The sequence below is a fragment of the Flavobacterium sp. genome (assembly GCF_043722275.1).
Classification (GTDB): domain Bacteria; phylum Bacteroidota; class Bacteroidia; order Flavobacteriales; family Flavobacteriaceae; genus Flavobacterium.
Map to the genome: position 1 here is coordinate 1 of NZ_JAYSPC010000162.1, position 22,945 is coordinate 22,945.

A 22,945-nucleotide genomic window follows, 5' to 3' on the forward strand; every position below is an offset into this window, starting at 1 on the left:
TCATCTATCGCTTTACGTTCTTCCCAAATTTCTTCTAATTCATTTTCTTCTACTTCATAAACAGGGTCATATCCATGTCTAGCAAAATCTTTAAAATGAATTTGTGCCTGTGACAAAGGTCTAATCCTACAAAGTTCTTTACTAGATAAAATCTCGAGAAAAAACTTAAATCCTTTGTAAGTACAAAACGTACTTACCTCAAAAGCACTTTCGATATCATTAAAAGCAACTTCTTTATATACTTTATCTTTTAATTCTATATCATCATACTTTCTAAACCCTTTACTTAATAATTTCTCATTATAATCAGTTTGCAAAACATAGAAATTACTAGTTCCCCAAAACCTACAATCAACTCCCAGATGCCTCGCATATAAATCGTTCCTTATCATCTCTTATTATTTTTTTATAAATCTATCTTTACTTTTACTATATACTGCTCTTAAAACCTCGCTACCATCATTATATACTTCCCATAACTCTGCCCCATCTTCAAAATAATTATTATAACCATCTAATTTCCACTCAGGAGCTCCAATTCTTCCATTATTTCCAGAAGTAAATCCGTGATTTGTGAAAGGAAATTTTTCTGTTGTTGTACTACTTGCTGGTATAATTACATCTTTTGCTTCTTTAGATTGAAATCTAATAACTCCACAACTCCCATCTTCTACATAGTTATATAATTTACCACCAGTGTCAGTATAATCTAAACGCAAGCCAAAATATAAATCTTCATAACTTTTCAAATGTTTAGCATCTGCAGCTTTAGTTACAAAACCACCAACTGTTTTATATGGATTTATTTCTTTTAAATAATTCACTATCCCTGATTTTGGAATTACTTTTTGCATTAAAGTTTTTGAATCCGGTTTTACAATCGCATTTCTTATTCGTGTTATTTTTTCAAGTTCGGTTACTGTTAGCTTATCCGACGGCGTCTGCATAATGTAATGAAAATCATCCATGGTCCAACCTTCTTTTTTAATTAGGTCAGGTAATAAATCAATAAGACCTATTTTCTGTACTGATTTGCTTTAACCCATATTTAGCTTCTGCATTGGATAAGAATTTGCCAAACATTTCCGCGCGTAAGACTGCATCAGATTGGTTTATTATATTTTTTATCTCAGCATTAGCTATTTTTCCTTCCTTAAAAGCAGCAGCAAAAGCATCCAGTTCAGCTGTGGTTACTGATTTATCCGACAAATTAAAAAACTCTAATAACCTACCACGCTTATAGTTAGTAGACAACTTAACTAATTTACCATCCGTTTGCAACGTGTATACAAAACCTCTAAAGAATATTTTAGAATCTTTAGCAAGTTTATTTGCTAATTTTTGTCCAGCTCTTAACTCTCCAGATGCAATAACCGGTAATACAATAGCAGAAGTATAAAGAGCTGTACTAAGTGCATCTTTCCTACCAACAGCATACATAAGTCCTATTGCTTCTGGACACTTTTAGAAAAAATGAGCTGTTACTTTATTGTAACCCGTATATTTTTTATTTCAATGAACGTATCATATTTTTTAGTATGAGCTTACACCTTTTGTATTGATGAGTGATATACTCGAGCCATCAGAGAAAACCGTAAGAATTTATAAATTACATTTAGCTTGAAAATACTTTTCCTTTAGATAGTATATTAGCAATACCGAGAAATTTGAAAACAAATTAATTATAATAAAAAATATAATTATTGACGTAATTGCATCAGATACACCCTCCATATTATCAATTATTTTATTTTGACTTTTATGGCTAGAGTAATTAGACATAAAAAAAAGAATTGCCCAAACAAAAAAGAAAAAAATCAGAAAATAAAGACCTAATCTTAACTTTTTATTCAAATAATAAAAAAAATAGGATAGTAATAGGTTTGAGATTATTATAAAAATAAAAAATGGGGTAATTACATCTCTAATTATTGGGTCTAACTTTATTGTACGATGATTGACAATCAATACTAATATCCAGCAACAAAACATTATACATAACGAAATAATTGTAGCAAAAACAGGATGATTAATCCTTTGTTTTATTTTTTCCATGTTTTCTTCATTTTTATAGAATAAGTCAAATAGTCATTGAATGGTTTATATCCATATTGATGTTGTAAAATCCATTGTGCTAAAACGCCTCCTCGATAGTTATACTCCCAATTATTGACAACATCTGCGTTATAAGGTAGATCTTTTGTATAATCACTTTCAGATACTCCAAAAGTATCTAAATACTGAATAATTACTGTCGCTTCATATCCTACATTACCTCCTTCATTTAACGGTTTAAATTCTTTAATTCCAACTTTTGCCGCTTGTGTTCCTCCTATACAAAACAAACCTATTTTTTCTTCATCTGTACTTATGTAAGGAGCTGCGCTAATAGCTCCGAAACTAGGAAACGTTTCTGGATCAATCCCATCACTAAACCATTTGTTATCTAATGGAGTTTGTAAAAATTTGCTATTATTCCATTCTGCTATTGGCATATTCATTTTATACTGAAATACTTGATCCACTAATTTTATCATATTATCAATACTATTTTTACCTTTTTCTGTCTTATAGATAGCATCAGCAATTATCTTGGTTTTATAATATGATCCCCCCACTTTCTTATAAAAATGCTGTACAAGATTAGATCCTGCTTGCTCATAATTTGCATTCCCGCTCCCTTGATCATAAAGACTTTCCATTCCTGTTGAAGTACTTTTAAATCCCTTTATTTTATTTTCAAAAAAATCTTGAAGAAATTTTTCTGAAATTTTAGATAATGTCTTATCACTAATTAATTTTGGCATGAATAATTTTTTATCATCTAACTTTCTTTTTTCTAATGTAAAAGCAATCGTATTTCCAATATCAACACCAGCTTCTAAATGCTCTTTATAAATTATATTTTCATAATTATTCCACAAAGTTGCTACTTCTTTGTAAATATCTTCAGCATTTTTATCTGAGGGTAACAGATCATTATCAGATCTTTGATCTTCTTTATCTTCTCTTCCATCACGTCTATCATTATCTACAATAATGGACATACTGCTAGTTATTTCATTTTTATCGGAAGCAATAACTGAATATTCATCTGGTAATTTAAATGTTAACTCATTTATTGTGAAAACATTGTTTTTTGCAGAGCCTGTGTTTTTCGGAAGTCCAACACACTCATAACAATTTTGATTTATCCCCAAAGATTTTTCATTTTCAAAATATTCACATTTAGAATTTGCATAAACAAGTATTCCTTGTTCTTTTGAAGGAGTAAATCCTTGAAAGACAGTGGAGAACTTATTATATGCATCATATCCTCTATAGCCGTGTTTTTCAGTTCCATCTTTACTATCAATAGGATAATATAGCTCTCCTGTATCTAAATTTTTAATGATAGCTAATTGACCTTTATGACCAGATTTATCTTCTCCTACAAAAGCGTATGGGGCATAATTTGACTTCAACAATATTTTAGAACCATCTAAATCAAAATAAGTTGTTGTTGATTTATGTTTATAAAAATCATTGACACAAATATAAGTCAAATTTTTAACCTTATATTCCCCACTAGCCTGACTTTGAAACGCATACAATTTAAATACAGGATCGTTAATTTGTTTCCAGTCCTGATGATTTAAAACCGTTCCTGCACTATAATCCATCAATAAATCAGTGCTTGATTCAGAAGTTTTATATGTTTCAAAAGGATGTTCTAATTTAAAAATTCCGTGACCTAATTCGTGTGCCGGAGTTTTAAGCCCGATAGCCTCACTCTTAGATGGAAACACATAACCAAACTGCCCGTTCAAACGCATATATCCATCTTGCCCTTTGCTTGAAGGTTTATTGGTTATAAACAATACATAACTATTGTCTGTACTCGTATACAATGCATTTATATTTTGCTGCTCAGTACTGTAAGTCGATGTTATTGTATTCTTTTCGGTCTGAATGGTACTTCCGGAAACACCATCTATATTTAGTATTCCTTCTTTTTTAAAGTTTATTTTAATCCCTACTTTATTATAAATCGCCTGTGTACTGGTAATAATAGCATCTAGCTTCTTTTCAGAAACATCATCTGTAGGTACCAAGGCAACATTCACCTCTTTTGAGGAAATATGTACTAACATAAAAGCACCAATTACCTTGTACTTTTCTCCTTGTTTTATAGTGGCTAATATTTGTTCTTCGGCATAACTAAAACTTCCTTTAACGTTTAGTACGAAAACTTTCTCGTTTCTTTTAAAGTCAATTTTTGCACCATTTTGCGTTTTAAAAACAATACTGTCTAATTGTATATTGGCATCCGTAACAGTTACAGTCGCCACTACAGTATCTGTGTATCCGTTTAAAACTGCCTTATAAGGCAGCACAACATCACCTACTTTTTTGTACAATTTTTCTAAAGCAGCAGTTGGTTTCGCCGCTATTACATCAAAAGCATATTTACTGCCATTGCCTGAAAATGCAATTGAGATTCCTTTAGCTGTAAATGCTGTCGCCTGACCTGTTTTATCTACACCATCTGTATTTTCAGGAGTTGGTTTTCCTCCGTCGGCAGCAGCTATAGGTTCATTACTTCCGTTTCCGTTTTTGTCAACGTTATAGGTATTTCCTTTACTATCTGTAATTAAAGTATCTTTTCCTCCGGGAATGGTTACTTGTTGCCCGTCTACACCATTTACAAGAATATCTCCATTGGCATTAATAACAATATCTTTTACTACAAACGGAACAGTTTTTTCTATTTGTCCGCCCTCACCTTCACCGGTAAAATCTTCTACATCAGTAATATTTTTCCAATCGGGATTGTAGCTGGTTTCAACAACACCACTTATTAATTGATAATCTGTATTAATTAATATGTTTTTAAATTCGACTGCAATTTTAGTATCGGCTAAGTAAGGCACTATAATATAACCTATCCCTGTATATGGGCTGTGCTGTTCCTCTAATTGTAAAACAGTTACGGGGAAATCTCCTGCTTTAAAGGTTTCGCTTATTATCAAGTTATCCAGTACTTTTTTATTCTGAATATTAATTTGAGGTATAATACCACAATTATATGCAGGAACACCATTGGTTTGTGTAGGTGTTGTAAACGTGCTGATTCCGGAATAGGTAAACGACTGAACTCCATCTGCTGAGGGATCACAACTTGAACCTACTCTAAACTGATAAGTTACACCTGGCTCTAAATTGGTAATTAAACTTTGTGTGTTTAAACTGTTTGTCGAGAACCATTGTGCATTGCGGACATCTTGTTTTTTGTATTGTAACTGATAGCGTGTATGTTCCGGTGTTCCTTCCCATGTAATTTTTACACTTTTAGAATTCTGGGCTTCGCTTAACAAAAAGGTTGGAGCAGCACATGACGCTGTATATTTAAACGAATATATCTCGCTGTACCCGTCATTTTTAAAGACCGCATTTTCTGAGAGTCCCGTTGTCGAAATCGCTTTTACCCGCCACGCATAACGCAAACCGGGAGTAAGAATGGGCATGCTTAAATTATACAATAAAGCGGTCGAAAAAAGTGTTTCCTCATACAAAATGGGAGACATTTGAAACGCAAATTGCGGATCTAATGTAGGATCAATAAGCTGTTTTAGCTCAAATTTATACGATACATTAGTGGCATTTATCTGGCGTGGTGTCCAGGTAAATAAAATATTCGGAAATTCTGTCGAGGCAATTTGTTCGTTTTTTTGCGGTGTATTTAATAACGGCGGATCGTTTAATATCAAATACAAACTCGCACAGCTTTTTTGGGAGATTTTTTGATTCGTTACAAAATCATACATCTCAAAACAAAAATTGTACATTCCTTCCGGTAAGCCATTCGCATATTGTGCAGCAGAAATTCCCTGCAGGTTTTCAAGCCTGAAAAGTGCCGCAATATCAGTATTCGTCAGCGTTTGCAATTCTCCACCATTGATAAAAATTGGTCGCTGTCCTTGTATGTAATCGCTGCTTTGTATGTTAAGTCCGTTACCTTGTATGTACAATTTTAAACGTATCTGCCTTTGTGCTATAGCAATATCTGTAGGATTGATCAGCAACTGCATTTTGGTATCCATGCTAGTCACGTAATCAGTTAATTTGATGCTGTACGGACTATTAAAAACCGGCGTTAACTGCACGGGATATAGCTGGGCGTAAGCCCCCCAGCCAAAGCCCCCTAGCCCCCAAAGGGGGAACAATATGAATAGTATTATATTTTTAAAAAGGTTCTTCATTTTTTAGTAGATAATAATTTTTTTAACCAATGTTTGTTGCCCCGTTTCTAATACTAAAACATACATTCCGGATTCTAATGAAGTTTCAAAATCTATTTCGTACTTCTTTTTACCGGATTCTTTTTTCTGAATCATAGTGTTTTGACCCGTTGTAGAAAATAATCTTAAGTTTATGGCACTAGTATTCTCTAAAGTTACAAGTGCTTTAAAATTACCATTACTCGGGTTTGGCGTTACAATAAAATCGACAATAAACTGTGATGCAGTTGCACCATTTGGCAATGTGCTTCGTTGCTCTACTGTAATATTTTTATTGTAAACTGCGTAACATTCTCCCTGCGTTTGTTCTAAACCAATGGAATAAACTCCCGTAGCATCAAACTTTAAGGTGATGTATTTTTCTTTTTGTTCTACCACTTTTACTCCTTTAGGAAGTACCCAATTCGTGCTTTCGCCAAAAGGATTACTGGTATTGATTAAAATTACTTCTTCGTCTAAATAGGCTTGTGAGCTTAATAAAAACTCAGAACTAATGGCAGTCTGACTTGTTTTTATTACAATTTCATCTTCACCAATACACCCTAAACCTGAAGTTACTTTTACGTGATACGTTCCGGATTTTGATACCTTTATTTTTGCTTCATTCGATGTAAATCCGTTTGTTGATGTCCAGCTGTAGGTTGCTTTTTTATCTGCAATTGTGGCATCTAAATCCAGATTTTGATCGATACACAATGTTCTGTCAGCGCCAATATTAACAATAACCGGTTCCGGATCTTTTAAAATAAATTTCTTTTTATACACACAACAATCCGGACAGGTAATCGCTACTTCATAATTTCCTGCTGTAAGGTTGTTGAGGTCTTTAGTTGTCGCTCCTGTATTCCATAAATAGCTGTATGGCAAGTTTCCGCCTGTAACATTTAGTTCAATTGCGGCATCATTTCCTTTATAACAAGTAGGATTTTTGACCGTTTCTGTTGTAAATATTCCGTTAGGATCGCCAACAAAAATACTTCCCTGAATAATACATCCTTTTGCATCTGTTGCGATTACAAAGTAGTTGTTTGTTGTAATATTTTCAATTTTTGATGTTGTTTCGCCATTGGTCCACTCGTATGTATAAGGTGCGGTTCCTCCGGAAACATGCGCTTCTGCCCAACCGTCATCTCCTGTTGTACAACCTACATCAAATTTGGTAAAAGTCAATTGTAATTTTGCAGGCTCAGGCATATTTTGCGTAACATCTTTTTCTTCCACTAAAAGATTGTTAACGTATGTGCCGAGTTTAATTCCGTTAGCATCTTCAATATTCAGTGCATAATTTCCGTTAGATATATTTTCTGCTGTTTCATCATGATCGTTCCAGATCACCCATGAATTACCATTTTGTTTTTTCCATGTATAATAATATGGTAATCCATTATTTTTGCTGGCATCTAATTGAATTCCTCCTTTGACGTGTGCAACTAAAATACCATCCTGAGATTCGTCTCTTTGACTGTCCTGCGGATTAACATCTGTTTCATTTCCAAATTGATTGCTCACATTACATGAAATAGTACGAACAACTTCAAAAGTAACTTCAAGCGGATCCGGATCATCTAAAGCGGTAACCGAATTTGCAACGGTACAACTTGCTTTATTGGTTGCAGCATTATAATTAGCATCACGAACCGTTAAGCTATACAATTCCTCACCCACTCCGTTTAATGTAATGGTATAAACACCATTGCTAAAAGCAGTTGTCGTTGTAGTTTGTTTTATGCCTTTACTATTTTTCCATTCAAACCAATACGAATTGTCCGGTTGAATAGTACCACCTGTAACTTCTACTACAATTTTTCCGTTGGTGGCTTTGTAAAAACTTGGGTTGAGCACCTCAGTATATTTAATAGCAAGTGGTGTTGCAGGTTCTTTAATTATAACACTTGCTTGTGTAGCACATTCTTTAAAATCTGTAACAAATACTGTATATGTCCCGGCTTTTAAAACGGTATTTTCCTTAGTTTCTACTCCATTTGACCATTTGTATGTGTACGGAGCTGTTCCGCCTGTTACATTTGCTGTTGCCCAACCGTCATTGCCTCCATTACAAAAAACATTTCCCTGAGTAATTGTAACAGATAATTTGGGAGGTTCCTGCATAAATTGCTCAACGTCAATTTCTTGTGTAAGTAAATTATTTACATAAGTTCCTAACCTGATGCCGTTTCTGTCTTCTACGTTTAAAGCATAATTTCCGTGTGAAAGGTTTATAGCTGTTTCACCTGTAATGTTAGTTAGCGGTAACCATGTACCATCCTGCTGTTGTTTTTTCCAATAAAAATAATAAGGCAAACCGTTATTTATAGTTGCAGCAAGCGGAGTTCCGCCAGTTACATGAGCAACTAAAATACCATCTTGCGATTCATCACGCTGACCGTCATTGGGTGTTGTATCTTTAGCGTTCCCAAATTCGTTACTCGTATTACAGGAAATTGTACGAACAATCTCAAAAACAACTTTTAAAGGATCCGGTTCATTTAGTGTTACAGGTGACTCTAATACAGAACAATTAGCTATCTGACTCGTTGCCTCGTTGTAATTTTTATCTTTAATGGTTAAAAAATAATCATCTGCCGGAACACCATTCATGGTAATCGTATAAATTCCGTTTTCTAATGCTGCAGTTGTAGTTTGTATTCCTCCAGCTTTATTTTTCCACTCATAATTATACAATTTACCATTATTTTCGATCCCGTCAAAAGGTGTTCCTCCTTTTATCTCGGCTATAATGCGTCCGTTAGTGGCCCCTGAAAAAGTAGGGGTAAAAATTTTTTTATAGGAGATTACTACAGGAGATTGCGGTTCGGTTATTTCGATGCTGCGTGTTATAGAACACTTATTTTTATCCTTAACCTCAACAGTATAAGTTCCTGCAACTAATTGCGAAATTTTATTTGCATCAACAATTCCGCCACCTGTATTATACCAGATGTAGGTGTAATCGCCTGCACCTCCTGTAACATTTGCAGTAGCCCAACCGTTATTACCGTCGTGACAGGAAACATTTCCTGAGGTAAAGGATAATTCTAATTTTGTTGGCTCGGCTATTTCTTTTGTTGTTGGCGTTGCTGTTACTAAATCTATTGTATTATAAGTTCCCTGAACAATTCCGTTAGCATCTTCAACATTTAGCGAATAGTTTCCTTTTCCAAGGTTAGCGGCAGTATCTGTTTTATAATCTGTCAATTTTTCCCATGAACTTGTATCAGTATTGTATTTTGACCAAGTAAATTTATAGGGTAAGCCATTATTTGCAGATCCTGTAAACTTAATTCCTCCAATTACTGTGGCTGTTAAAATCGCATCAGATAGTTTAGCAGGGTCTCCTATAAGCGGATCGTGGTTTTCTGTGTTACAGGAAATTTTCTGAGTTTGCTCTAATGTTATTTCAATTTTCGCAGGTTCAATTAAAACCTGAGAAGATTCAATAATAGAACAATTTGCCTTATTTACAGCACTATTATAATTCTTGTCTTTTACAGTTAGTTTATATTCTCCTTGAGGAACGTTTTCTAACGTAATATTATATGTTTTATCTGCAGTGTTATATTGTCCGGTTGCGGGAAAAACAACTCCACTGCTGTTTTTCCACTCATAAGCATATGTTTTATCATCATTAATAGTTCCGCCGCTTATTGCAGCTACTATTTTTCCGTTGGCTGCTCCATAAAAAGTTGGTTCAGTTTTTAATGTGTAATTTAAAGCTAAAGGTGATAATGGTTGGGATATTGTTTTTTCGAGTATTTTATCGTCACCAAGTTTAATGTTTCCCTCAACCAATGTTTGTATTTTGGCAATACAGCCCATCATATCTTTTACTTTAATCTTATATGTACCAAGTGTCAAACCGGTAATAATATGCGCTTTATTATTTGCAAAAGGAATCCAGGTTAATCCATTGTCTAACGAATAATAATCATTGCCAGATGTGGCACGCGTTCCTCCGGTTGGTGAAATAGTTATTGTCCCGTCACCTCCATTATAACATTGAACATTTGTTGCATCTAATGTAAAGTCTAATATAGGAGGAGATGCTATTTCAAAAGTTGCAATTGCAAATAAATCCTTGCTATCAGGAGACGTTGAAGTATTTAATCCATTTATAAACCCAACTAATTGAAGTGTATATTTGCCTGCTTGTATACCTGAAATATTAAAATTTTTATTGCTGTCAATTAATAAATTCCCATTATAATTACTAGGGGTACCTGTGCTAAGATCCAGTAAAGTATACGTTAATTGTTCATCTGGAAATAAAATTCTATTAAACACAAGTTTTACAGCTCCATCTTTAGAATCACTACAGGTTGGCTGTACAGCTATTGCTGAAAGAACTTTTGGAGCAGATAAACGTACATTATATCTCACAGGATCTGAAACAATATCACATGCTTTCTGCCTAAAATAAATTGGCTTACCTACATAGTTCATTACATTATTGCCTAAAATATCAACAGCATTCGCCGTAAAACTGGAAACACCATTATATTGGGGTAAATTTATCCAAAGTGGGGAATTTGGATCTCTATTATCCGGCGGATTAAAAGAATATTGCCATCTATACTCCGTAGGCAAAAATCCTGTATTTGATTTTACTGTAATTTTAGTTTCTGTTGGCAAGTCATTAAAAATTCCCGGATTCACAACAATAAGATTTGGTGTTTTGACAATAGTCAATTGATCATCCCACCATCTTACAATATCTGAATAAGTATTGGTACAGGAATTGAATTGAGTACTTTCTACTAAAGCATCATTAAAAGAACCACTTCCTCCGCAACCACCAATTTTTCTTTTCCAGTTTCTTGATGCAGTAACTTGAATTTTACTGAATTTTCTAGTTGAGGAAATTATCCTTGTACTTTGAAAGACTGTGTATTGATCTCTTGATGTACTACTTAATCCTTCATTAATTAGTAGTTCCGGTGTACCAGTAGTAAACAGCATGTTAATTCTTACATCGTTCCTACAGCTTCCTCCATAACTTCCCGAAGATGGACGTATCTTTAATGTTGTTGTTACATTATAATCTCCAATACTTTGTGCAAAACCAAATCCTGAAACCAATAAAATTATCAATAAGTAAAAATTCTTCATAGGCTTAATATATAACTGTTAAGGTTTCTGCTTTTGCAGGACTATCGCTTTCTAAATTGGGAACAAAATGATATTCGAGTTCCTGATTAATTTGTAAATTTTTATCTTCTAATGTCAAAACATTGCTGTTTAATTCCTTCCATAATGTTGGAGGTGATCCTTTAGTGTTTTTATAAATACTCACTCCCAGTACTTTACCTTTATTTTTGGCATAATCCCAAGTGAGTACTATCTTTTTATTTTCTCTGTCAGCAACTCCCTGTAAATATGTAATTATTTTAACGGGCGTAAAATTCAATACGTTTACAGTTATGGTAGAATGATCCAGTGACGACCAAAGATTACTTTTATCCTTAGCCAAAATAGCATATTGATATGTTTTTCTGTTTTCGACCTTATCATCTGTAAATTCCTGAATAGTATCATTTATTTGTTTAATTTCCAGCCACTTTTCCTGTCCTTTCTCTCTCCTTCTTAAGCTATATCCTACTACATCTTCACTGTAACTGCGTATCCATTTAAGGTGTACTTTGCCATCTTTATTATCGTAATCTTTAAAAATAGGCGCTGCAGGCGGAATTTTATCCGGTTTGTCTAAAACCAAAACATCAGACAGATCTGAAATATTAAAACGCATATCTTCGGCAGCAATTCTGTAATAAACCTTACTGTTTGTCATTTTTAAACTTACGCTGTCTTTATAATCATTCCCAACATAGGATTGATGGTATATATCTACAAATTCTTCATCGGCATTATTTGCTTTTAGAATTCTATATCCTCTCAAATCTTTTTCAAGGTTTGGTTTCCATTTCAAACGCACCACTCCTAGACTATCAATTACACCTTCAAGCCCTGTTGGTTTTGCCGGAGGTATAGAATCTACGGGTTGAACCAACATACTTTGAGACGTTAACCTTTGATTATTTTTACCTACAACAGAGATCGTAAAATAGTTGGACGGAAATAAATTCTCCTTAAAATTAAGTTTTCTTTCAGATGGCGGAATAATTTTAGAAACTACTTTATAAGGACCTTTATCATTATTGGCTAAATAAATTTCATATCCCTGAATAAAACCTTCAGATTCCTTAGGATAATCCCATTCAAGATTAACTTCGTTTGAGTTAATGATATTATAATCTACCAATCTTGCGGCGGTAACTATTGCCGATATTCCTTTTGCCGTAATAGGTTTTGTGATTTCTCCTTTTTCTCCAAATGACGTTATGCCGTATAATCTATATTGATATACTTTATCATTTACACTCAGCGTATCAATATAATACATGGTTTTAGACGGATGTTCGTCTTTATCATTCAAGTTTACTAATGGAGTTGTAGCTATTGGAGTATAATTAATTCCGTCAGAAGATTTCTCGACCATATATGACGTATAAATTCTTTTAAAGGTTTCATAATCCCACGAAAGCAATACTTTTTTATCGTCTGGAATCGCAATAAAATCCGTTGGAGCCGGGAGCGCACCATAATCCTTTAAACCTATCATATAAGAAGATTCCTTCACCTTTGGGCTTTCAAAAACACGCACCTGATAGGCATATACTTCATTTTTCTTGACATTGGTATCAATATATCCCCAACCTGCTTTTACTGCGCCGGTAAAACTCATATCAGCTGCATACAAAGCAAAAGTATAGCGCTGATCCAGTTCATCAGCCATATTGACTATTTTTGACAAGTCACCTTCTTTAGCAGATGTTACTTCAAAACTTTCACCGTAAATAGATTGTGCAATAATGGCAGCATTATTATCTTTTTGTACCAGATCCATCCAGGCATCCAGAGGTTCAGGAAGTAATGGTTTTGGGGTAAGTATAATTTTTTCAGGCTTAGGCAGAACATTTCCGTCTCTAAAAATGGTAGTTCTGGTAACTATAAAGCCTTTTTTATTTGCTTTTTGCCACTCACTTGGAGAATTAAGCGCCCACCTGATCAAGATTTGATCTTTTTGAGCTCTGGCATTGACCATTACTCTGGCCTTTTTATCCTGTGAATATCCTAACGAAATGAATAATAAAAATATAAATAGAAGCTTGATTTTTGACATTAATGTGTAATTAATTCCATGTTAAAAAAAGCACAAAAATAGTACTTTAAATGAACTGACAAATAAATATCTACAAAAAAAGTAAGCAAAAAATTACTAAAGTAAAAAGTGATGATTTCCCAATATACAAAGGCGATAAGAAGCGATTTTACCAACGTAAAAACACTACAAAACTGAAATGCATTTCTGGAAAAATCTGACACTTACAAAAAGGTACCTACTCGTTCTAAATTTGTTTTTTTTAGTCAGAAAAAAACCTCAATATTATCGTTTTGTATGTTGAGGTGATAACGACAGGAGAAGAATACAGGAATTAAATAAACATATTAATTTTTTCATTTTGTTTGCTTTAAATTGTACTGCTAAATAACAGTTATCTAAAATATCAAGTTTCCTCAATAAGACATAAAAAACAACATTTTAAGATATTTTCTAAAAATATTAACGATATTTATTAAAAAAATCAATAACGCTACTCAAAATTATTACCAAAAATAAATCAATAAGTTTGTCATAAACCAAAGTTTACAAGAGAACTTTTCGCAACCAGATATGATAGAAATAAAGCAAATTGAACATTTAAGTCTATTTAAAACTATAAATAAACGAATTGAGTTAAAATATATGGGATGGGAAGAACCTAACAGAGGTCAGGAAATTGTATATTATTCGGTATTGATTGACGGAGTTGATAAAACTGAGGAATTATTTTCAGAAAACCAATTCAATGCTTAGTAAATGAGAAAATCGAAACAGAACATTCTACTAAAAATTTTGCTTACATTCCGTCTATTGATTCTTATTTGATCAATACTTTAGATTATACAAAAAAAAGACTAAAAGTATATTTCCGAGAAAATGGAAATACAACCACAGATGGCTTATCAGGAAGTTTTTTTTATCCAGACAAACACTTGTTGATTAATCGCAGAAGTTTGATTTTAACCGATCTGCTAACTTTAGAAAATAAAAAAATAAAATTTGAAGACGATATTAATATCGAATGGGCGTATTTAATTAATTCAAGGCAAATTCAAGTTATTCAGTCATTTTCTAATGTCTGTTTTATATATGATTTAGACGAAGAAAAAATTATAGATAAAAAAAATATTGTCGATGAATCACTTTACCCCAATATTTTCAGATGGATTTACAGAGGGCAAGATTTTGATACAAATCAAGTAGAAATGGAATTACTTCAAAAAACAAATAACCAATTTACAAGTACTTATTTTAAAATAAATTAAATGAAACTCAAAGGTTATATTTGTCAGGAAACAGATTTAATGATTAGTTATGCTAGAAATAAATTATAAGAATTTTGAAATTGACTGCCGTGAAATTTTCGGTAAATATCTTCTTGAATATAATTTCAAAGAAATTCATGATGAGGTATTAGAATTTGAAAAAATATATGAAAATGAATTTTGGAAAATTGAAATATCCATGATTTCAAATTTTCCACACATTGGAATTTCATTTGAATTTATATCGAAAGAGAATGGTTATATAAAAAATAGTGTATTAGAAGAATTACTAGGAATCGATAGAAAAAAAAATATAGAAATTCACGATAGACTTTTCAATAAAGAGTATTATAATAAATCAAGCAATGAACAGTATAAAATTGAAATGATTTTTTGTGTAGAAATATTAGAACTATCTTATACACAATTATTGATTGGGAATTTTACTTATAGTGATTATAAAAATTATATTCAGTGATTAAATTTAGTAAATAGAGCATCAAAATATACAAAATACATAGTAATCATTCTGATAATTTTATTTGTAGTTCTTAGTGTTATCAACTAAAAAACAGAAAATTCACAAAATCAAAAAGCCTTCTAAAGTTAAACTTCAGAAGGCTTTTTTTCTGCTCAAAAAAATAAATTGCATACTAAACAAAATAAAAAACTTAATTAACTATTTTCTATAACCAAAACTTATTTTAATTTGAAAATTATTTTTTTTGAGGCATATTTGTTATTTTCAATAAATATGTTCCTTCGGGCAAATCATTAATATTTGTGGCGCTAGTACTTCCAAATACTTTTTTTCCTTGCGAGAAAACCTCAACATTTTTAGTGCCACTATCACTTTCAGTTGTATTTGCTGCCGCAGCAGCTGGTGAAGGTTTTGTAACAACTGCAGGTTTTGCAGTTATTACAGCAGCAACTTTTTTTACTGGAGCAGCAACCGGACTTTCGGCTACAATGGCGGTAAAAGCAGGTTTTGAGCTATTAAAAGACTCTGCAACTTGTTCCTGCGTCATAGCAACATTATATATTTTAAGGTCATCAACATCTGCATTAATACTTACAGTTGCATTTAATTGTCCTAATCTAAGGATATAACCTTTTGTTAATCTGGAAATTCCATCAACAGATTTCAATAATTCGCCATTACGATATATTTTTGAAGTTGTACCATCATAAGTAATATTATATTGGTACCAAACTTCTTTTTGGAGCGGAACTGGAACTATGATGTTATTTGTATCTCCCCAACCCACCAGACTTAAATCTGAATTTCCTGAAGCGGTCATTTGTTGCAATAAACCAAAATATTGAGTATTTACAGCACTTCCGTATCCCAAAATATAACTTGGCGCAGTAATAGTATTAAATCTTACCCAAAGAGATATTGATCTTGGCTTATTATCCTGCGGAAGATCCCCTACTACACCCTGCAAAACTTTGTTAGTAATGCGCAAAGCGGCTTTAGGAGTTCCCATTCTGTCTTTTACAAAATTAGGACTGCCTAAAAGTGATATTGTATTATAGGCGTTATTTAATGATCCGTTGAAACTAAATTCCTGAACTGGATTTTGGGCATTAGAATTAAAAAAACTTACAAACATTAAAGTAAGTAGTAATTTTTTCATATTTGTGGATTTTATTGGATTTTAAATGTTTTTACAAACACTAAACTATATTATAATATATTTCAGCAAAAATTTATTCGGCAACGAACCTAAATAATCGTTAAATAACCAAAATTGATAATTTTAAACTCTCAATTAAATTTATTTATACTTTAGCATTTTTTGTTAAAACTATAAATTTAATTCAAATTTACAAAACAATTCTTTCGTATAAGTACACTATTCATATCAAATTTAAAAAAGTAAATACATTGCAATATAAATAGCCCTTATTTGTAAATACATTTTTACAAAAAAAATCTGTAGCATTACAACAAATAATTTTATACATCTTATAAAACAAAAATTTCACATGTTTATAAAATCGAAATCACATTATAATACTAGATTTGTTTTTACTTATTGGATCAAAAATTCTAAATCCAGATAAACTAATAGAAGTTAAATGAAACTAATCGAGAAATTTTATTGCATTCAAACCGAAGTTTTTGGAAACGGTACTCAAAACAGTAATGAAAGCGTAGTTTCAGTAAAAACTGAATTACTCCGGCCAAGTATAAAAATTTTAAATACTAATGGAAGTATTAACCTTTCAGAAAGCAAAGTATTCAGAAAGAGATTAATAGCAAATCCGTACACAGATTCAAATGAAAATTTTACTATAAACGAATTACTATTTTTATCTAAAACATATCAATTTGAAATCGAAGAGCATAAGTCACATAAAGGATATTTCACAAGTGTTTTAAAAATTAATAAACTTTACAATACTCCTGGAGATATTATTTTAACAGAACAAGACGGAAAAGAATACCTAATGATTGAATTTACCAGATGGCAATCTGAATCTCAACCCAGAAGTGCCGGTGAAGATAGTTTAGGTGAAGATATTACATACGTTCATGGCATCTGGGAAAGTCCATTACTTACAGATGAGATAATTGCAAAAATTAAAAATAACTAACAAATTCACAATCCCAAAAATCAAAAAAGCCTAATAAAGTTAAACTTTCAAGGCTTTTTGACTATCCAAAAAAATTGCATACTAAACAATATAAAATAAAAATTAACTCACTATTTTCTATTAACCGGAATCTTGTTTTTAATTCGAAGTTATTTTTTTTGAAGGCGAGTTTGTTATTTTCAACAAATACATTCCTTCAGGTAATTCATTAATATTGACTGCATTTGTACTGTTGCCATAAATCTTTTGGCCTTGCGAAAATACTTCGACATTTTTTACCACCTCCACTAACATCCTCGGTTGCAATAATTGTGTTTGACGGAGCACTTTTACTTGCCGTTTTTGTTTTAACTGTTCCTTTTTTTACATTTTTTGCAGTTGCAACTTTTTCAGTACTGGCAATAGCGGTTACAAGTGGCTTTGAACCATTATAATACAACCCAACCTGTTCGTCTGTCAAAGCGACATTATAGATTCTTAAATCGTCGATATCTGCATTAATGCCAATTGTTGTATTTATTTCACCTAATCTAAAAATATTACCTTTCGTAGTACGTGTAATTCCATCTACAGATTTTAATAACTGACCATCACGATATATTTTAGATATTTTTCCGTCGTATGTTATGGTATAGTTATACCAGACATCTTTTGCAAGCGGTGTCGTAACAATAACATCATTAGATGCTCCCCAACCTGCCAAACTCAAATCTGAGTTAGATGATGCTGTACCTTGTTGCAATAAACCACAGTATTGAGAACTATAAGCAGTTCCGTAACCCCAAATATAATTAGCCGATTTTATATCATTCAGTTTAACCCAAATACTTACTGAGCGTGCAGTATTTCCCTGCGGAAGATTTTCAACAACGGCTTCCATTGCTTTATTAGTCAAACGTTGTGCTCCTTTAATTACTCCCGCTCTGTCAGTTACAAAATTACCGGTTCCCATAAACGAAGTTGTATGAGTGTTATTATTTAAAGTTCCATCAAAATTAAATTCCTGAATTGGATTCTGAGAACTCATATTCAAATAACTTACAAACATCAACGTGAGTAGCAATTTTTTCATAATAGTAAATTTAGGATTAAAAAACATTCCGTTATTTTAACATTGCTAAACTAGATTATTATGTTTTTCAGTAAAAATTAACTCGATGACGAACCTAAATAATCGTTTAAATAATCAAAACTGATCATTTGTAATCTATAAATCGCATTTATTTATAGTTTTAGCTAATTTATTAAAACAATAAACAAACCTCAACAGAAACTAAAACTTCCTACGTATAAATACGGTATTCCTAAAATATATGGATTTACACGAAAAAAATTTGACCTATATTAATTTTAACCGCATAGGAGAACAATATGTTTTTTTACTCTTAACTTTCACAAAAGGCAAAGTTCGTAAAGCTTTTGTACTGATTTTTTAGCTTAACTAACTGTGGTAATTTTTTTGCGTTCTTTGAGTTATATATACTGGTGATTTTACCGCAAAGGAGCGCTCAAAGTTTTTTATAGTAGAGTGTGTTTATATCCATCTTCCTTGGTAAGAAGTCTTTGCGTGTTCTGCGTATTTTTTTCTCTCTCCACAGGTTTTGGGATTAATCTAATATATTTCAATATTAACATTTGAAATAGTTTTCATCTAAATACTTAATACAGATTAATTTAAAAATAATGGCATAAAAAAAAGCTCCATTCGCAAAACGAATGGAGCTTTATATCTAAAAAAGTAATTCTATTACTTTACAAATTCAATTTTTTGAACTTCTTCTTCATTGACACTGTCAAAGAAACCTTGTTCGTTCATCCAGTCATCGCTAAATACTTTACTCATATAACGAGAACCGTGATCCGGGAAAATAGCAATAATATTACTTTCCTTAGTAAATTCGCCTTCTTCAGCGTATTGTTTGATGGCCTGCATGACAGCTCCGGAAGTATATCCAACAAATAAACCTTCTTTTCTGGTGATTTCTCTTGCTGCGTGTGCACTTTCCTCATCGGTTACTTTGATGAATTTATCGATAATATCAAAATCTGTAGCAGATGGAATCAGGTTTTTACCTAAACCTTCAATACGATACGGATAAATTTCTTTGTTATCGAATTCTCTTGTTTCGTGGTATTTCTTTAAAACCGACCCAAAAGCATCAACACCTAAAATTCTAATATTTGGATTTTGCTCTTTTAAGAATTTTGCAGTTCCGGAAATCGTTCCTCCAGTTCCACTACAAGCCACAAGATGTGTGATTTGTCCTTTAGTTTGTTCCCAAATTTCAGGACCTGTAGTGTTATAGTGCGCATCAATATTTAATTGATTAAAATACTGATTGATGTAAACTGAGCCTTTAGTTTCTTCGTGCAAACGTTTGGCAACATTGTAATAGGATCTCTCATCATCTGCTGATACGTGAGCGGGGCAAACATAAACCTTTGCTCCTAAACTTCTCAACATGTCAATCTTATCTTTCGATGATTTTGAGCTAACTGCAAGTATGCAGCTGTAACCTTTTATAATGCTTACCATTGCCAGACTAAAACCCGTATTTCCAGATGTCGTTTCAATGATAGTATCACCTGGCGTTAGAATTCCTTTTTTCTCAGCTTCTTCAATAATATATAACGCTATTCTATCTTTTGAGGAATGTCCTGGATTAAAAGCTTCTACTTTTGCGTAGAAATTACCTTCTAACTCTTCAGTAATTTTATTTAGCTTAATAAGTGGGGTATTACCTATTAACTCTAAAACATTATTATAAGCGTTTATTTCTTCTTTCATAAAAAAATAGTTAATCGAAGGTATTTTTAAATAACCTTGATAGGTTGCAAATTTAACAAAAAATTTCTAATTAGCTTTTAATTTTTTCTAAATCTAATAAAAAACTAAATTCCTTTGCTAAGTCTTTTAAAGCCTCAAAACGTCCAGAAGCTCCGCCATGTCCCGCGTCCATATTGGTATCTAAAAATAAAAGATTATTATTTGTTTTTAGATTTCTCAATTTGGCCACCCATTTAGCTGGTTCCCAATACTGTACCTGCGAATCGTGCAATCCGGTAGAAACATACATGTTAGGATAGTTTTGCGCTTTTACATTATCATACGGCGAGTAAGATAACATATAATCGTAATATTTTTTATTATTTGGGTTTCCCCATTCGTCATATTCTCCGGTCGTCAGCGGAATACTGTCGTCCAGCATTGTTGTAATAACATCTACAAAAGGCACCTGAGCAATCACTCCGTTGTACAACTCCGGGGCTTCATTAATAATAACGCCCATTAAAAGTCCTCCCGCAGATCCTCCTTCAGCATATAAATGTTCAGGAGAAGTATATTTTTCACTTATTACAAATTTAGAGCAATCGATGAAATCTGTAAAGGTATTTTTCTTTTTTAACAGTTTTCCATCTTCATACCATTGTCTTCCCAAGTCCTCACCTCCTCTAATATGTGCGATTGCATAAATAAAACCGCGATCTAATAGCGAAAGTCTCGTTGACGAAAAATACGTATCCATCGTGATTCCGTATGAACCATAAGAATAAAGCAATAACGGATTTTTACCGTTTTTATTCATTCCCTTACGATAAATAATCGAAATAGGCACTTTTGCACCATCTCGGGCAGTTGCCCAAACACGCTCTTCAATATAATTTTCCTTATCAAACTTTCCGCCTAAAACCTGCTGTTCCTTTAGGATTTCCTTGGCTTTAGTCTTCATATTAAAATCAATTACAGACGATGGCGTTGCAAGCGATTGATAGCTGTAACGCAAAATATCAGTATCAAAATCAATATTAGTTGTAGTATAAGCACTGTAAGTTTCGCTGCCAAACGGAAGATAATAATCCTCTTCTTCTTTATTCCACGGCATAATACGAATATGATTTAATCCGTTTGAGCGTTCCTCAACAACTAGATAGTTTTTAAAGATTTCGATATCTTCCAGCAAAACATCTTCGCGATGCGGAATAAGATCTACCCAATTTTTCTTTCCTGTTTTATTTTCAGGCGTTTTCATCAACTTAAAATTAGTTGCCTTGTCTTTATTGGTCAGAATATAAAATGAGTCTTCAAAATGCGAAATACTATATTCTAAACCACGAACACGTGGCTGAAACACAACAAATTCTCCGTCTGGATTATCAGAATTTAAAATTCTGTATTCAGTAGTTAAAGTACTTCCTGAACCAATCACGATATATTTTCTTGATTTTTCTTTGCTTATCGAAACATTAAAAGTGTCGTCCGTTTCATTAAAAACTAAAACATCAGCCGTAGTTTCTGTATTTAATTTGTGTTTAAAAACTTTATCAGCTCTTAAAGTAACCTCATCTTGTTTCGTGTAGAAAATGGTATTATTATCATTTGCCCAAACAGATCCTCCGGTTGCATTTTCGATTTTATCTGATAGAATTTCGCCTGTTTCCAGGTTTTTTATCTGAATAGTATAAATTCTTCTTCCCACGATATCAACTCCAAAACTGGCAAATTTGTTATCAGGGCTAATACTTAATCCTCCCAGTTTAAAATAAACGTGACCTTTTGCTAATTCATTACAATTGAACAAAATTTCTTCATTTGCCGAAAGGTTTCCTTTTTTTCTTGAAAAGATGGGATAATCCTGACCGGTTTCAAAACGAGTGATATAATAATAACCATTATAAAAATAAGGAACAGATGAATCATCTTCCTTAATTCTCGCTTTCATTTCTTCATACAAACTTTCCTGAAGACCTTTTGTATGCGAAGTCATATTAGTATAATAAGCATTTTCCTGATTCAGATAATTGATAACTTCAGGGTTTTCGCGGTCATTTAGCCAGAAATAATTATCAACTCTTGTTTCTTTATGTTTTTTTAATGATTTTGGAATTTCTTTGGCTTTTGGAGCCATTATATCGTTTTGCATTGATTGAGCATTAGTTTTTAAATACGAAGGAGCAAAAATACTATAAAGACAACAGAACGGAATTAATTTTTTCATAAAATATTCTATTGTTATAATACAGCAATATACTAATTTTGTATGAAATAATTTAAAAATCAACAAAAATGGATTTAATGGGAATGATGGGTAAACTTAAAGAAACCCAACAAAAAATTGAAGATACTAAAAAGCGTTTAGATACTGTTTTGATTGACGAACAAAGCGCTGATGGATTATTAAAAGTGACATTGACTGCAAATAGAAAGGTACAATCAATCTCAATTGATGACTCTTTGCTTGAAGATAAAGAACAACTTGAAGATTACTTAATCGTAACATTAAACAAAGCAATCGAAAAAGCCACAAGTGTTAATGAACAAGAACTTGACGCTGTTGCAAAAATGGATATGCCAATGATTCCAGGAATGGATGACTTGTTTAAATAAGGTACTAAGGTACTAAGGTTCTAAGTTGCTAAGATCCTAAGTTTTTAAGTCTCCTATTAGGAAAAACTTAGAAACTTAGGACCTTAATCGTCTAAGAAACTTTTTTTTAAACCTTTATTACTGCTTTATAATTTAAACACCGATGATTCCGGGAATAGATGAACTTTTTTAATAAATTACTAAGCTTCTAAGTCTCCAATTTAAAACTTAGAAACTTAGGATCTTAGCAACTCAGAACCTTTTTCCTAAA

The 22,945-nt window shown here is 32.4% G+C and carries 15 protein-coding genes; 5 read left to right on the forward strand and 10 right to left on the reverse strand.

Annotated elements, in window-relative coordinates; translation table 11 throughout:
• From ACHZDT_RS20225 to ACHZDT_RS20250, 6 genes are all read right to left on the reverse strand, one after another.
• Positions 1-392, reverse strand: a 392-nt coding sequence (locus tag ACHZDT_RS20225) for a guanylate kinase (RefSeq protein ID WP_394776508.1), incomplete at its 3' end; no start/stop codon positions are given.
• A gap of 6 nt (positions 393-398) precedes the next feature.
• On the reverse strand, positions 399-968 hold the full coding sequence (locus ACHZDT_RS20230; RefSeq protein WP_394776509.1) for a hypothetical protein: 570 nt from the start codon (positions 966-968) through the stop codon (positions 399-401).
• A gap of 37 nt (positions 969-1,005) precedes the next feature.
• Positions 1,006-1,440, reverse strand: a complete 435-nt coding sequence (locus tag ACHZDT_RS20235) for a hypothetical protein (RefSeq protein ID WP_394776510.1) — start codon at positions 1,438-1,440, stop codon at positions 1,006-1,008.
• A 602-nt stretch (positions 1,441-2,042) separates the two neighbouring features.
• Positions 2,043-6,083, reverse strand: coding sequence for a fibronectin type III domain-containing protein (locus tag ACHZDT_RS20240; protein ID WP_394776511.1), 4,041 nt, complete (start codon positions 6,081-6,083; stop codon positions 2,043-2,045).
• A gap of 162 nt (positions 6,084-6,245) precedes the next feature.
• Positions 6,246-11,387 (reverse strand): T9SS type A sorting domain-containing protein, encoded by a 5,142-nt coding sequence (locus tag ACHZDT_RS20245; RefSeq protein WP_394776512.1) that lies wholly within the window; start codon positions 11,385-11,387, stop codon positions 6,246-6,248.
• A gap of 4 nt (positions 11,388-11,391) precedes the next feature.
• Positions 11,392-13,458 (reverse strand): fibronectin type III domain-containing protein, encoded by a 2,067-nt coding sequence (locus tag ACHZDT_RS20250; RefSeq protein ID WP_394776513.1) that lies wholly within the window; start codon positions 13,456-13,458, stop codon positions 11,392-11,394.
• 552 nt (positions 13,459-14,010) lie between these two features.
• Here ACHZDT_RS20250 and ACHZDT_RS20255 point away from each other — a divergent pair.
• The 3 genes from ACHZDT_RS20255 to ACHZDT_RS20265 all read left to right on the forward strand — a co-directional run bounded on the left by ACHZDT_RS20255 (position 14,011) and on the right by ACHZDT_RS20265 (position 15,183).
• Positions 14,011-14,193 carry a hypothetical protein gene (locus ACHZDT_RS20255; protein WP_394776514.1) on the forward strand — a complete coding sequence of 61 codons (183 nt, stop codon included), beginning with the start codon at positions 14,011-14,013 and terminating at the stop codon, positions 14,191-14,193.
• A 68-nt stretch (positions 14,194-14,261) separates the two neighbouring features.
• Positions 14,262-14,705, forward strand: coding sequence for a hypothetical protein (locus ACHZDT_RS20260; protein ID WP_394776515.1), 444 nt, complete (start codon positions 14,262-14,264; stop codon positions 14,703-14,705).
• 49 nt (positions 14,706-14,754) lie between these two features.
• The gene (locus ACHZDT_RS20265; protein ID WP_394776516.1) at positions 14,755-15,183 is read left to right on the forward strand and encodes a hypothetical protein; all 429 of its coding nucleotides are present in this window, start codon (positions 14,755-14,757) and stop codon (positions 15,181-15,183) included.
• 238 nt (positions 15,184-15,421) lie between these two features.
• On the opposite strand, the gene ACHZDT_RS20270 is transcribed toward ACHZDT_RS20265, so the two are convergent.
• Entirely contained in the window at positions 15,422-16,345 is a 924-nt protein-coding gene (locus ACHZDT_RS20270) for a LamG domain-containing protein (RefSeq protein ID WP_394776517.1), read from the reverse strand.
• 445 nt (positions 16,346-16,790) lie between these two features.
• Here ACHZDT_RS20270 and ACHZDT_RS20275 point away from each other — a divergent pair, with 445 nt between their 5' ends.
• Complete coding sequence (locus ACHZDT_RS20275) at positions 16,791-17,309, forward strand: hypothetical protein (RefSeq protein ID WP_394776518.1); 519 nt, start codon at positions 16,791-16,793, stop codon at positions 17,307-17,309.
• 208 nt (positions 17,310-17,517) lie between these two features.
• Here the strand turns inward: ACHZDT_RS20275 and ACHZDT_RS20280 are convergent, their stop codons facing one another.
• The 3 genes from ACHZDT_RS20280 to ACHZDT_RS20290 form a co-directional block, all read right to left on the reverse strand.
• Positions 17,518-18,381 carry a LamG domain-containing protein gene (locus tag ACHZDT_RS20280; RefSeq protein WP_394776519.1) on the reverse strand — a complete coding sequence of 288 codons (864 nt, stop codon included), beginning with the start codon at positions 18,379-18,381 and terminating at the stop codon, positions 17,518-17,520.
• Positions 18,382-19,056: 675 nt separating this feature from the next.
• Entirely contained in the window at positions 19,057-20,097 is a 1,041-nt protein-coding gene (locus tag ACHZDT_RS20285) for a PLP-dependent cysteine synthase family protein (RefSeq protein ID WP_394776520.1), read from the reverse strand.
• A gap of 70 nt (positions 20,098-20,167) precedes the next feature.
• On the reverse strand, positions 20,168-22,306 hold the full coding sequence (locus ACHZDT_RS20290; RefSeq protein WP_394776521.1) for a S9 family peptidase: 2,139 nt from the start codon (positions 22,304-22,306) through the stop codon (positions 20,168-20,170).
• Positions 22,307-22,374: 68 nt separating this feature from the next.
• Between ACHZDT_RS20290 and ACHZDT_RS20295 the strand changes: the two genes are divergently transcribed.
• Positions 22,375-22,695 (forward strand): YbaB/EbfC family nucleoid-associated protein, encoded by a 321-nt coding sequence (locus ACHZDT_RS20295; protein ID WP_394776522.1) that lies wholly within the window; start codon positions 22,375-22,377, stop codon positions 22,693-22,695.
• Positions 22,696-22,945 lie beyond the last annotated feature (250 nt).